The 12,813-nt window shown below is 57.5% G+C and carries 9 protein-coding genes and 3 pseudogenes; 6 read left to right on the forward strand and 6 right to left on the reverse strand.

Translation table 11 applies throughout. The annotated features are described in order from the left end of the window. The first annotated feature begins 99 nt into the window (after window positions 1-99). Window positions 100-894 (forward strand): annotated as a pseudogene (locus tag A6B35_RS35250) (IS6 family transposase). Window positions 895-1,088: 194 nt separating this feature from the next. Here the strand turns inward: A6B35_RS35250 and A6B35_RS33155 are convergent. Then, entirely contained in the window at window positions 1,089-2,264 is a 1,176-nt protein-coding gene (locus A6B35_RS33155; protein WP_006204707.1) for a cytochrome P450, read from the reverse strand. A 244-nt stretch (window positions 2,265-2,508) separates the two neighbouring features. On the opposite strand from A6B35_RS33155, the pseudogene A6B35_RS33160 reads away from it, so the two are divergent. Continuing rightward, window positions 2,509-3,071: pseudogene (locus A6B35_RS33160) on the forward strand (IS6 family transposase). A 33-nt stretch (window positions 3,072-3,104) separates the two neighbouring features. Here A6B35_RS33160 and A6B35_RS33165 read toward each other — a convergent pair. The 3 genes and pseudogenes from A6B35_RS33165 to A6B35_RS33175 form a co-directional block, all read right to left on the reverse strand. Beyond that, window positions 3,105-3,632, reverse strand: a complete 528-nt coding sequence (locus A6B35_RS33165; RefSeq protein WP_006204708.1) for a DUF1403 family protein — start codon at window positions 3,630-3,632, stop codon at window positions 3,105-3,107. Between the two features lie 64 nt (window positions 3,633-3,696). Further along, a pseudogene (locus tag A6B35_RS33170) lies at window positions 3,697-4,316 on the reverse strand (ISKra4 family transposase); the annotation flags it as partial. A 449-nt stretch (window positions 4,317-4,765) separates the two neighbouring features. Beyond that, window positions 4,766-5,146 carry a hypothetical protein gene (locus A6B35_RS33175; RefSeq protein ID WP_006204711.1) on the reverse strand — a complete coding sequence of 127 codons (381 nt, stop codon included), beginning with the start codon at window positions 5,144-5,146 and terminating at the stop codon, window positions 4,766-4,768. A 315-nt stretch (window positions 5,147-5,461) separates the two neighbouring features. Between A6B35_RS33175 and A6B35_RS33180 the strand changes: the two genes are divergently transcribed. From A6B35_RS33180 to A6B35_RS33195, 4 genes are all read left to right on the forward strand, one after another. Beyond that, complete coding sequence (locus tag A6B35_RS33180) at window positions 5,462-7,573, forward strand: helix-turn-helix domain-containing protein (RefSeq protein WP_157999225.1); 2,112 nt, start codon at window positions 5,462-5,464, stop codon at window positions 7,571-7,573. Between the two features lie 58 nt (window positions 7,574-7,631). Continuing rightward, on the forward strand, window positions 7,632-8,495 hold the full coding sequence (locus tag A6B35_RS33185; protein WP_006204713.1) for a DUF3800 domain-containing protein: 864 nt from the start codon (window positions 7,632-7,634) through the stop codon (window positions 8,493-8,495). A 398-nt stretch (window positions 8,496-8,893) separates the two neighbouring features. Then, the gene (locus tag A6B35_RS33190; RefSeq protein ID WP_006204714.1) at window positions 8,894-9,409 is read left to right on the forward strand and encodes a hypothetical protein; all 516 of its coding nucleotides are present in this window, start codon (window positions 8,894-8,896) and stop codon (window positions 9,407-9,409) included. After that, a complete protein-coding gene (locus A6B35_RS33195) occupies window positions 9,406-10,623 on the forward strand; it encodes a DNA phosphorothioation-associated DGQHR protein 1 (protein WP_040583532.1) in 1,218 nt (405 codons plus the stop codon). The genes A6B35_RS33190 and A6B35_RS33195 overlap by 4 nt, the downstream gene beginning before the upstream one ends. Before the next feature lie 146 nt (window positions 10,624-10,769). Here the strand turns inward: A6B35_RS33195 and A6B35_RS33200 are convergent, their stop codons facing one another. After that, a complete protein-coding gene (locus A6B35_RS33200) occupies window positions 10,770-11,648 on the reverse strand; it encodes a hypothetical protein (RefSeq protein ID WP_006204716.1) in 879 nt (292 codons plus the stop codon). Further along, complete coding sequence (locus A6B35_RS33205) at window positions 11,648-12,811, reverse strand: AAA family ATPase (protein ID WP_006204717.1); 1,164 nt, start codon at window positions 12,809-12,811, stop codon at window positions 11,648-11,650. Before A6B35_RS33205 ends, A6B35_RS33200 begins: the two co-directional genes overlap by 1 nt. Window positions 12,812-12,813 lie beyond the last annotated feature (2 nt).

Raw genomic sequence — 12,813 nt, forward strand, 5'->3', positions numbered from 1 at the left:
AAGCAACTTCTGACATGGCCCCATGCTCTGAGGATGTGTTGCAAAGTTTTTGGTAATCAGACGCATGACATTAGGCTCCGGTGTTCCCAGAGAGTTGAGATGTTCAAAGGTCGCCATTTCGACCAAATCTGTGATCTTGCTTTGCATTCGCTGGTATCTGGCCTACGGACTGAACCTACGCGACCTTAGAGAAATGATGACGGAGCGTGGCATTAGTGTCGATCATCAACGATCCATCGCTGGGTCGTTCATTTCGCGCGACTACCGGATTACCCGATTGATTTACATGCGAGCCAATGCATCGCGAATGAGACCTTTCGGGAGCCGGCGCCTTGGATGCCGAGATGAAGCGCCAAATGGGATGACTTCGAAAAGAAAGCGACAAACTCACCGGGCGCTGACGATCAATTAAAGAACCTACATCAAGGTCTGCGGGCGATGGATGCACCTCTATCGCGCCATCGACAGCGTCAGCGACACCGTCGAGTTCTGGCTCAGTGAATACCGGGATTTGCCGACCGCCAAGCGTTTCTTCACAAAAGCGTTGGCACGCCATGGCCGTACCGATCGCATCGTCATCGACGGCAGTCAGACCAACGGGGAAGCCATCGTTTCCTGCGATGCCACAAGTCGATTGCAGGATTGCTCCCGGCGCCGGTCGAAGCCGATCCGCATCCGCCAAAGCCAATACCTCAATAACAGTATCGAGCAGGATCATCGGCGCATCAAGCGCCGCGTGCGGCCGATGCTCAGTTTCAAATCGACGGACGCCGCCGGGGTGTCACCCTGTCCGGCATCGAGATAGTCCACATGATGCGCGAACGACAGGCGCGGTACGCCTTCAATCCGAACCCGTCTCTCGCCGAGCAGTTCGAAAGCCTCGCTGCCGCATGAGGTTGCCACCACTCTGGCAAATTCTCTGACCAGACAAAACTTTGCAACGGAACCCTCGACACGTGGCTATCTGAGCCTCGTAGAGTTCGATGAACGAGCTATGTTGGCTTAACTGCGGGTCCGAAAAACCGGCAGCATGCCGTTGCGTCGCTTTGCCAGAGAATGGCAGCCATAGAAGCTCAAAGCGTAACTAGTCATGACAGCTTAACCGGCAAATTGATCGGCCCTCGAAAGCCGAAGCCGCGCCATTGCACCACCTGAGGATCCGGCAGCGTCATATTCGGAAAACGCTCGAATAGCATGGGCAGCATGATTGCCCCTACGGTTTGACGCGAGATTTGCGCGCCTGCACAGTGATGCGGCCCCGAGCCGAAGGACTGATGCGGAATCTTTTGGCGGAAGACGTTGAACCGCTCTCCGTCTTCGAAGACCTCTTCATCGCGATTGGCCGAAGCTTGGATGGTCATCACGGTATCGCCCTTCGGAATAAGAAAACCGCGAATCTCCGTGTCCTCCCGCACGAGGCGCGAACTCGCCTGGATCGGAGCAATCCACCGCACGCCCTCCTCGAAGGCCTGCCCCCAGCATTGCTGCCTCTGGACCTCCTCGAACTGCTCGGGATTGGTCAGCAACCCGTAGACGATCGTGCCGAGAGCGTCGCGGGGCTCGTTAATTCCCCCGCCAATGGCGATCTTGATGTTGGCATACATCTGACTCATGGGTATCGGATCAGGCGCGTTCACCATGATCGCGAAAGCCGAGGGGTTCGGTTCCGCCCGGTGCTTTTCGATTAGGTTGTCGAAGAGCCTGTTCATCTCGGCATTGGCTTCGTCCGATCGCTCGAATGGCTCCGGCTGCCATCCAAAATTGCCCGCCCCGTCGATCAGCCGCTGCGACCAGCGTATCATCTCTGCGTCGGATGCTCCGCAAATCCCGAGGATATGGGCTAGAATGCGGGCGGCCACCGGGCCGCAGATCTCTGCAAACAGATCCACTGTGCCGCCGCGCGGAAGGCGATCCAGATACTCGTTCACGATGTCGCGATAGATTGGCGCCCAATGTTCCGCGATAGTCTTGGGGGCGAAAGCCTTGGCCATGGCCATTCTTTCGCGGGCGTGTTCCGCGCCATCCTTTCGCATCAGAGTATGGGCCTGAAAGGCCGGCTTCATCGGTGTGTTGGGATCATCCGAACTGAAGCGCTCGGGCTGGTCCTTCACCATTTTCGTGTCGGAGGCCTTAGTGAGAAACGTCCGCTGCACGGAGGCAACGTGCACCACGGGGGTCTGCGCGCGCATCCGGCGATAGATCGGATATGGGTCGAATGTAAGCTCGTCGATCGTGGATACCCGATCTACTGGCACCAGTCGCATTGCGGGACTTCTCCTCTTAGTTCATTTGATATCAGCCGACGTACGCTCCATCCGCGGACGAAGACGCTTGAAAGATCGTGCGGCGGTGCTGTCAGCCGGCTTCTTCTGGTCTTCGATGCCCCGGGCCCGCGGGCTGTCTAAGCGAGGACATGGGCTATCGCAATGACCCAGACCGGTTCTGTCGCAAACTTTTCGGAAAGATCATTTGCTGCATGACGCTTGCTCTTTTTTCCGGGAGTTTGTCATGTTCAAAGGCCGCCATTTCGATCGATCCGTGATCCTGCTGTGCGTTCGCTGGTATGTTGCCTACAATCTCAGCCTACGTGATCTGGAAGAGATGGATGGCCGAGCGCGGCATTCACGTCGACCATTCCACTGTCCACCGCTGGGTCGTGCATTTTTCGCCTCTGCTGCTTGAACGCTTCAATCGGAGAAAACGTCCGGTCACCGGCAAGTGGCACGTTGATGAAACTTATGTCCGGGTGCGCGGTCGCTGGATCGACGGCAGCCAGACCAATCACGAGGCCATCGGATCTTGCGATCTGACAATCGCCTGCGGGATCGATCGCGACGAGCACTGAAACCGATCAGAATCCGCAAGAGCCAGTATTTAACAACCGCATCGAACAGGATCATCGGCGGATCAAGTGCCGCGTCCGGTCAATGCTCGGCTTCAAGTCAACGACAACCGCCGAAATTATCCTCTCGGGCATCGAGATGGTCCATATGATGCGAAAGCGACAGGTAAGGTTTGCGCACGATCCAACGCCCCCCATTGCCAAGCAGTTCGAAATCCTCGCCGCATAAGCGCCGCCTGACGCTCAACCTGCCCTTGCGACTTCATCTGGAGTTTGCGACGGAACCTCCAAAGGTGCGTCCGAAGCCATGGCGTTCGGCGGCCATGAACGCGCCGGTCACCATGCCGACCATTCCGATCCTGGCAGCAAGTCGAAGCTCGCCAGCAAGGTCGCTCACGCTCTCGTCGTCACGCGCGAGACCGAGGTGATCCCGCGCGGCACCGACGCTCGCCTCGGACAGCAGTTTTTCCGCCGGCGTTCCGGCCAGCCTGCGCCAGGCCAAAAACATCCGGCCGGCGGGGCCGACATTGTCGCCAGGTCGTGTGAGCAGCACGGCGTCGCGCAACGCCGCTTCATCCTCGACGCGTCCGGCCTGCTTCGCCGTTGCTGCGGCCGCCGCAAGCGCCAGCCGCTGCCGCCAGGCGCCGGCCCACCGCTGCTGCCGGCGGACCACCGCATCGAGCGCGCCGATGATGGCGCCTGCGATGAGCGCGACGTCCTTAACATCTTTCCCCGCAAGGCTTTGCGCGTCCGGGATGGTCCGTCGCAGCCAGGCCGGCACCGTTGCCATTGGCGCGGTGGAAGGGGCACCGGCAAGCGTGGCGTAGTGGGGAGCATGAGAAAGTATGGGGCAGTTATGCGGCGAGAGCTGTTTCGTCTGGTTCGTGATTAGCCAATCCGGGATAGCATTGCTGGAAGGTCGAGCGCAGGGAGTCGTCGAGGGTTCTGCGTGGGGGGTTGCAGCAGAAGATGCGCGCCGATCCTACTCCACTGCATCTGCTGTTGGCGAACCGCTTGCTGGATGACGGCATTGACGGTTGCCTCGACGAAGGCCGAGGATATCCGCTCACCGGACCGGTAGCGTTCGCCGTAGTTGATCAGGCTTGCGCTATTGGGCGCCATCTGGGATCGGAACTCGCCGGCGGCCTTCAGGAATTTGCGCGTGTTCGAGTAGTCCGTTTCGAGCGCTTCCGCATCGAATTGCAGGTCGTCGATTTCCTCACGGGCACGGTATGCATTCCCATGCCAGAGATGCCATTTGATCCTGCGGAGGGTTTCAAGGATGTCCTGCCCGGCCTGCATTATGGTTTTCGAGACCCTGGGCGAATTGGCGCAGTACCGTGATGTGCATGGTGATGTGGAACCGGTCGAGGACATGCTCGCTTGCCGGAGCGATCATCTCGGCAAGCGAGCGGACCTCTTCTCCTCCGTCGGTGATGAAGGTGATGTTCTAATTGGCCTGAACGCCCTGCTTTAAGCGGCCCTGTCGGTATAAGGACTACCGCTTTCATCCACAAGGCGCCGGATGCTTTCGAGCGAGCGCTCAATCGCATATCCAATGGGCAAAGGTCAGTTTTCGTGAATGTGTCCGCGCGTTGCGGCCCTATGGCGCTCACGGCGATGTCTAAGTCTCGGATCGGCGAACGTTAGACCGCAGCCGTCGCCCGGCTTGATCACTCCAACGACACCTTGCCGCGGTAGAAAACGGGTTAAGTAGGATTTTCTGGCAGGGTTCCACACTGCCCTTTTATGCGACTTTTTCAGCACAAATAGTGAACCCTGACACGCATCTGAACGCTGATACGTAATGAAGCGTGAAGAGACAAGGACATCTCAGCCTCCGGAGAGCCGCACGATGACCTGGATGCGAAGGTGTCGATCAGGCTGGGCTGCAACAAAGGCAGCCCTACAAGAGGTCCCAGACTACTGGTCACTAGGGATGAACGTGGCTTGGTAGATACCTTCTTGTTTTACCCAAACAAGAAACTGTTTCATGACGGAAGTTGGCTGACAATAAGCGGCATGGAATTTGGTAGCGGCTCTCAATATTGAGACTACTACGTCGAGCTCGCTGATCCCAATCTCTTCGGGTTCCTTGTGATGTTTAAGCCAATTTCTTATTCGGTTAATGTCAATTTTCTTGTCCGCACCTTCAGCACGCATTGCGCCGAGCAAGAAAGGCTTCTCGCTTTTCGGATTCGGAATCTGATCTTCAGCGGCAAGCGCCAGCGTGATCGCGCAGGTAGAATTGCGATCGTCGTCGAATAGCTTGATAGCCATTTCGATTTGTTGAACTGCCGCCATCCTGCGACTCACCAGTTGCTTCGCGGCTACATTCCTAGGCTCACCCATTTTGTAAGGATCGCATGTCAGGCACAAAATTCAAATGAGTAAGGATTCTGGATCCGCTACGAGCACCCAGTTTCCGAGGCGCTCCAAGAGGGAAGCCGGTCCTAAAGACGCGGTGATCCTTTCTTGGTTGCTTCGTACCGGTCACCTCAACACACCTCCGCATGGATGTTCACTAACATCCATTCCCCTTCCGTTATGAACATATTCATTGACGTTGATGATCTTTTGCGCCTAGATGAGCTCACACTCGTGCCAGGAGCTAGTCCCATGACAAACGAAATCCCAACAGTTGTTCTGCGCACCGCGCGTGAAAATGCCGGCTATACGCAATCGTCGCTGGCCCCCCGACTAGGGATTACGCCAAGCGTAGTCAGCCGCATGGAGAAGGCTGAGTTCACCGAACGGAACGTTGCCTGGCGATATCTAGACGCCGTGGAGAGCACTGAGGGCACGGAGATAAAGGAATTCTACGATCGGCGGTGGACTCAATCCGAGCGTCCAAGTTTCCTTCACCCCGACCGCGATACCTTGTGGCAGATCGAACAGAGCCTGCACTCTTTGGCGGCGTTCGAAGCCAAGCCGGATTTCGACCCGATCCTTGGTCGGCCCTTAAACTCCTTGCGATCGCGCCTGTTAGCGACAGCCCAATATCTGTTGCGCACTGATCATACGATCGCCTGGGTTGGGCAGATCGGTTTTGGCAAGACGACCGCCCTATCCTACGCAACCGGCCTAACGCTGCCGTCAGATACAGGGCGGCAGAGCGTTTTCCCTACAGGAAGCGGCCGAATGACCCTATGCGAGGTAGTCATCAAGGTCGCGCCAGCGTTCGGACTGGCCGTTGATTGCCTCAGCGTCGACGAAGTTCGGGAACTGGTCAGCGACATGGTCAACGGACTGGCGAAGCGGGAAACCGGAATTTCGACGGAAATGGACCGCGTGCTGCGCGCCATGGCGGGCATCCACCGGGAGGCGGTCGTCGATAACGGCAAGAAGCGCTTCGTGGATCCGCTCAAAGTGATGCTCGATGCTGGCGACAAGCCCTACGACATTATCAACCGCGTCATGGCGCGGCTAAATCTCGAAGCACGAACGGGTAACACCATGATCCTATCCGAAGACAAGGTGGGTGGGCTGGAATGGCTTGCAGGAAACGTCGCAAAGATCAACTCGGGACAACACTCGGATTTCGGCGTTCCTAACCGGATTACCGTCCTACTCCCTTCCAAGGTTTTGGCAGGGTCGCCCTACGACATCAGCATCCTGGATACGAAGGGGATCGAGGGCACGACGCAACGACGCGACCTTCGCTTACAGATTGACGATATTCGTACCCTAACGGTGCTTTGTTCAAGGTTCAACGACGCCCCAGGCGACAAACCAATGGCGCTCCTGCGCGAGGTTAGCGACACGCGCTCGGACGCCGCAGAGCGAGGGCGCCTTTGCATCGTCGTTCTGCCCTGGCTCGATGAAGCGCTTGGCGTGCGCGGCGATGACGGCGCAACGCCAACAACGATCGAGGACGGTTACCTGATCCGAGAGGATCAAGCCCTCGATGCCTTGAGCCGTGAAGGACTCCCGGAGGTACCAATCTATTTCTACAACGCACTGAAGGAAAATCCGGCAGTCATCTGGAAAAACCTGAACGACCAGATCGGAAAACTTCGCGGACGCTATCACGACCGCGCCCAGCAATTGGCGGCAGGTGCAGACGCGCTCGTAAATGACGCACATGCTGCGGCTTCCCTGGAAGCGCGCCAGCAGATCTCAGAGGCGATCGACCGGTTTGTCGAGCGGAAGGCTGAATTGCCGATGCTGGTACAGGCGGCACACCAGAACCTTATCGAGCAGACCCGCTGGGGGACCGCCAGCTCCATCGCCGCATCCATGAACCGGCGCGGAGGCTGGTCGCAGTTTTCGGTCCACCATCTGCTCGGCGTCGGCGTCCGCGCGGACGCCGCGGCCCGCAGCATGAAAGCCTTCATTGGGATCGATGAAATCGTCAAGGATTTAGAGGATCAGTTCCAGCATCTGCCTGACGTCACCCAGTCGTTGGCGGCCCTTCGCGACGAAATGAAGGACTGGGAACAAGAATTCCTGGCCCAGGCCCTGGCGCTCGGGCGCGCCGCATTTAAACCGCAACTTGATGAAGCCAATGACCTCTGGCGCGCCTGTGTCGAGCGATGGGGCGGCGGCCCCGGATATCGGGAGGCGGTGGCGGACATGATCGAGGAATGGTTCAAATCAAATGAGGAACTGGATGGCGCTCGTCGAGCAGTGGAAAGCGGGCTGAACCAGATTTGGCGGGAACTTGTGCTCAACGCTTTGATCGCCGCGACGCGCATCGATGTGCCGGACAATCTCGGAGACCCCACATGATAGGTGATGACGCAACGAAGATTGACGTGGATCGGCCAGTCGCGAAAGCCGTGGTTCGATGAGCTGGGCCCTATTTATCGATGAATCGGGCCAGGACCAGCGCCAATCGCCTTATGAGGTGTTGGCTGGAGTGGCGATTGAAGACCGCCAGATATGGCCTTTGATCCGGCAGCTTTCAGATGCGCAGGAGCACTTTTTTGGCCTGCGGCTCTATGAAGCTTACGGGCAAGAGGCCAAGGCGAAAGAGTTGCTGCCGAGGAAAACCTTTCGTCTCGCGGCACAACTAGATCCGATAGAAGCCGGGCTGCGCACTACCTTGGCCAAGGAGATCCTACTGGACGGAACCGCCGTCACCAAGCAGCGGCTCACGGCCTTGGCGCAAGCCAAGATCGCTTATTGTGAGTTTGCGCTCGAGCTGGCGCGCCGACATGGCGCCCAGGCATTTGCGACTATGGCCCCACAAGAGGCGATGCGGCCGCCCAACGACGATGCCATGCGCAAAGACTATGCGTTCCTGTTCGAGCGGTTTTACTATTTCCTCAACAGTTCACCTGGTGACCCGATGGGCTACCTGATTTTCGATGAACTGGACAAAGCGAAGAGTCATGTCCTGCTTGGTCAGGTCTCCAGCTACTTCATCAAAACAAGGAATGGGCGGGTGCGATCGCGGCTCATCATTCCCGAGCCATTTTTTGTTCACAGCGACCTTACGACTCTGATTCAGCTAACAGATATTGTCGCTTATGTGATCAGTTGGGGGCTGCGGCTGAAGGGCATGAACGCCCCCAATCGCGCGGACCTCCTACCGTTGGTAAATCGGGTAAAGCGACTACGCTTCAGCAGAGAAACTGAAGGTGGGGAGAAAATATGGGGTTTCAAGCATATTTTGGATTTGCGCCCAACGGGGCTTAAGCCGGCATAAAAAAAGGCAATGCCAGCGTTTCCGCTTACAAAGCCTCCAACAGGATAAATATGTCGGGTCACCGCAGATGTCAATGGATGAACCCAAGCGAGCACAGCCTGTAAGCGCCCACTGGCTCGGCGGCGCCAGAATGGATCATCCCTTGAGGTCAAGTATCCTATTTCGCCTCGCGGTTGAAGCTTTACCCAGTTCAGGGCTTCAGGGGTGGTGGGCGGGAGTTTGTCCCGTTGGCTCGTAGCGATTCTTCCCCGAATTCAAGAAGAAGTCGCCAAGGCCATCGATATTAACGCGGCTTCGGGGGGAGTCGCCGTTGACCAAATGCTTGCCAATTCCCATTGCGACGAATTCGTGGCACTGGATGTCTGCGCGCTCCAGTGGCGCGAGTGGGGGATGAACGGTTGAGCGAACAATCTGGCTGGTCCTATCTCATCGCTGAATTGAAGGACCGAGCGGTCGGCCCGACGAAGCATGTCGCTTTCTGGGGGTTCTTCATTTTGGGCGCCCTCGGTTTCGGCGGGTTCGGGATTTGGTTCGAAATCTGGCGCTTGTTCGCAGGTCAGACCGGCGGTTCGGCCAACGGCGTCCATACGGCGATGTTCACATACTTCACTGCTTTGGCGGGGTCATCCGCACTGCATCTGATCCTGGTAGACGCCGAGAAACCCCTGCGGGTATTCGCAATGTTCTGCGCGGCCGTGTTCGTCGTGCTCGCTGTCTGGCAGAGTATGATGAAACCCACTGATGCGTTTTGGGCCTTTGGGGGAGTGACGCTCGGCTCGTTGCTCGCCGTGGCGATGTGGTGGCTCACCAGTGGCCAGGACGACGCCTTAAAGGACAACATCAAGCCTGACAGCGCCGTAGGCGGCGACACCAGCAAGCAGCCTCACGGCGATCTGGGTGGTTTCAAGTCATGACACGAGCAACATTCCCCCTCACCCGCAAAGCGGTTCTGGTCGAACAGCCGATGTACAAATTCTTTGCGACCTCGATCCCTGCCGAAGTTCTCCTGCAGGTCGCTTTCAGCGATGTGATGTCAGCGGCGATAAAGCCCGATGGAAAGGGTTACACGGTCAACGCGACGCAACGCGCGAGGCGCGATGATCGGTTGAGGCAGATTGCTGCATACATCGATCGAGAGGATTCGGGCTTTCCAAATTCAATAATCCTTGCGGCGAACTATCGCGAGGACGGGCTGATCGAGCAAGACGACGATCCTAGCGTGGCTGTCAGGCGCTGGAGTGTGGAAGAGGATGGCTGCGGCGGCTACACAATCACGATCCCGACCGCGGACAAGCTCGCCGCGGTGATTGATGGCCAGCACCGTCTTTTCGCCTTCGCCAAATCCGGGCGCGAGGAAAGACTGGATATGAATCTGCTCTGCTCCGTCTTCCTCGATTTGCAGAAGCCGTACCAAGCGCAGTTGTTCGCGACGATCAACTCGACGCAGAAGCCGGTCGACAAAAGCCTCACTTATGAGCTGTTCGGCTACAACATTGAGGAGGAGCCTGATCAGATGTGGTCACCCGACAAGCTGGCGGTCTTCCTGACCCGAAAGCTGGCGACCGAAGAGGGATCTCCCTTGAGAGGGCGGATCATCGTTGCCCCGCAGCTTGACGAAACGCTCCAGGCAATGGCCGGCGAAGGCAATTGGAAGGTCTCAACCGCAGTGATCGTCGAAGGTATCATGCGGCTCTTCTCGAGCAATCCGAAGCGCGACACGCAGTTAATGCTGACGCCTACGAGGCAATCGCGCGCCGTCCTGCTGAAGGGTCCCAAGGACAGCACGCCGTTGCGCTCGTACTTTATAGCGGTCAATGACAACCTCATCTACACGATGGTCATGAATTTCCTCATGGCGTGCGAAGACCTATTCTGGTCAAAAGCGAAGCCCGACTCCTTCATAACCCGGGCCGTAGGCGTCCAAGCCCTATTCGATGTTTTCAGGAAACAACTGGTGGCGCGTTCGCTGGCCAACAAGGATCTGAGAAAGGATTTCTTCATCGAGGCCCTTGCTCCGGCGAGCGAAATCGATTTCGCCGACGAAGAGTTCAAGAAGGCTTCCAGTACGGGCCGGACGCTTATCCGAAAGGCGATAGAGGCTGCCCTGGCTCCGCCGGAACTGTTTTAAGCCGCTTGCATGCGCAGACCGTTGGCACGAGACCCGCTTGCCTGGTCTCAGAGCAAGCTGCCTAGGGAGCTATGTTTTGAGGTAGACGGGACAGGAGTTGGGAGTCACTCAGCCTGGACATCAATTGGATTCGCCGCGCCATGATGTCAGTCCTTGATTTGGGTCTTCTCGAACAGGTGTATACGAAAATCTGTCGCATAGGCGCTCGCCGCGACCTCCTTGACCAAATGGCCCTGCCAGGTGGGCTTCAAGCCGAAAACGCTTTGGATCTTAGCCAGTGCCATCTTCCCGTCGGCCAACCTGCGCCGTGCTTTTTTGCGAGAAGCAGGGGATAGAGACTGGAGGTACGTCTCGGTTCCGCCACGGAGTTTCTTCAAGCGAGACTTGAAAGTCTTCCAGTCGCCCTTTTGGCCGATCACGCCGCTCTTGATCAACTTCATCGATCGGCACAAAGAAGCATCTGCGTAGAACGTGTTGCCCAACACGCCTTCCATCTGCTTCTCCTTGTGCATCTCGTAGCTCACGTACTTGCACATTGCGGCCCAGAATTGGCGATCGACTACGGCTTCCACCTTTGTCTCGATCTCGACGGGCGAACGCTTGCCCAATCCGTGCAATGACACGTCGTGCTCAATATAGGTCTCGATATCGGCATGATTGATCAGGATGTTCTCGGCCTCGTGCTCGGCCAAGAACATCAAGCCATCCAATCCATGCATCTCGAAAATCGGATCGGTACACTCTCGGAACTTGTCATAGCCGTCGTGCGAGACCGAGACTTCGCCGTCCAGCAATCCGTAGACCCGCTTGTTCTTCTCCCTCTGAACCTTGACGCTGTGCTTGACGGCACCGCACCCCGTTCCCTTCTCATGAGGGACTTGGAACTCGAGAAACTCACCCTTGCCCGGACCGATCAGGCGTTGGTAAAGCTCGGCATCGCTATCATCCTCGACGACCACGATGACCTTACCCAAGTACAGGCTTTCAAGCTCGTTCTTGCTGCGCAGCTGGTTGAAGTCGGGCATCAGTCCATCTCGTCCGTGATGATGTAACCGCCTTTCACCAACCCATTCTCTTCGGTTTCGAAGTCGTAGGCAGCGATCAGTTCGCGATTGTGCGTGGTGAGGATCATCGACAGTGCAGGGTAGCGTCGAAGCAGGCTCTTGATCGCCTCGAACATTCGGTTCATCCACCTCGAATGCAGATGAATGTCGATCTCGTCGACGAGGACGACCGTGTTCGTCGTCATATGGGTTAGCACCCGAGCGATGATCTGAAGAATGGCCCGTTCACCGTGGCTCAAAGCCGACAGGCCATGGTTCCCATGAGCCGTACGCACGAAGGTTTTCAATAGTTCGCGGGTCGGTGGCAGAATCTCTTTGGTAGGGTCCTCCCGGAAGATGAGCTCGTTCACGAAGGCAAGCAGCTCGTCCACGCGTCTGTCTCCACCTTCTCTATCCCTGACCGCGAGCCACTCGAGCCACACGAGGACGTTGTCGATCGAAGTCCCCCAATCCGGCCCATCGGATCCGAAAAGCTGCGCGGGCTGATAGCCCCACCCGATGGGCCTGGTGACTGACTGCGCGGCGGAGGGTGGCACCATTCGTCGGTCTGCCGGGAAGTAGAGTATCGAGGGCATTAACTGGGAGAGCCCGAAGAGCTCGCTCGGTGGTAGATCGCGCATAGCCAAGATGTTGCCGAACAGAAGACGCCCTAGCTCATCGGTCTCTTCCAACGTGACGAGACCGGTGGTCGTCATCTTCAGGCCGAGCCTCGCCCAGACGCCAGCCTGGGCGTCTGTTTCAAGTTTGTCGGCGTCCCATGTCTGCAGCGGATACTCTTGCCCGGTCCAGATAGAGAGCAGAACAGTCTGGGTGCGTCCATCGATGGTCCAAGTGGACCTAATGTCCAGCTGCGCCAAGCCCTCGGCGTTCGGCTCGGAGAAACGTCCGGTTGCCGGATAGTTCATCAAACCGAACAAACTGTAGATCGTATCCAGCACCGTCGTCTTGCCGTGGGCATTGGCGGCCAGCAGCATGTACAGGTTGGCCGGCCCTGCATCCCGTGGATCGTGGCCCTCGTGACTCACGCCGTAGAAGTCGAAGCGCTTGCTCCCCTGACGAAAGGGGCCGAGACCGTCCAGCTCCAGACCGATCAGTCTCCAGTCAGAGATCTCCACCAAAACCATGT

It is taken from the genome of Mesorhizobium amorphae CCNWGS0123, assembly GCF_001686985.1.
Lineage (GTDB): Bacteria > Pseudomonadota > Alphaproteobacteria > Rhizobiales > Rhizobiaceae > Mesorhizobium > Mesorhizobium amorphae.

What these genes read in the sequence shown, in the direction of transcription:
- A6B35_RS33205 (WP_006204717.1), bottom strand. Translation starts at nt 12,811, where the DNA reads ATGGTTTTGGTGGAGATCTCTGACTGGAGACTGATCGGTCTGGAGCTG.
- A6B35_RS33175 (WP_006204711.1), bottom strand. Translation starts at nt 5,146, where the DNA reads ATGGCGGCAGTTCAACAAATCGAAATGGCTATCAAGCTATTCGACGAC.
- A6B35_RS33180 (WP_157999225.1), top strand. Translation starts at nt 5,462, where the DNA reads ATGACAAACGAAATCCCAACAGTTGTTCTGCGCACCGCGCGTGAAAAT.
- A6B35_RS33165 (WP_006204708.1), bottom strand. Translation starts at nt 3,632, where the DNA reads ATGGCAACGGTGCCGGCCTGGCTGCGACGGACCATCCCGGACGCGCAA.
- A6B35_RS33200 (WP_006204716.1), bottom strand. Translation starts at nt 11,648, where the DNA reads ATGCCCGACTTCAACCAGCTGCGCAGCAAGAACGAGCTTGAAAGCCTG.
- A6B35_RS33155 (WP_006204707.1), bottom strand. Translation starts at nt 2,264, where the DNA reads ATGCGACTGGTGCCAGTAGATCGGGTATCCACGATCGACGAGCTTACA.
- A6B35_RS33185 (WP_006204713.1), top strand. Translation starts at nt 7,632, where the DNA reads ATGAGCTGGGCCCTATTTATCGATGAATCGGGCCAGGACCAGCGCCAA.
- A6B35_RS33195 (WP_040583532.1), top strand. Translation starts at nt 9,406, where the DNA reads ATGACACGAGCAACATTCCCCCTCACCCGCAAAGCGGTTCTGGTCGAA.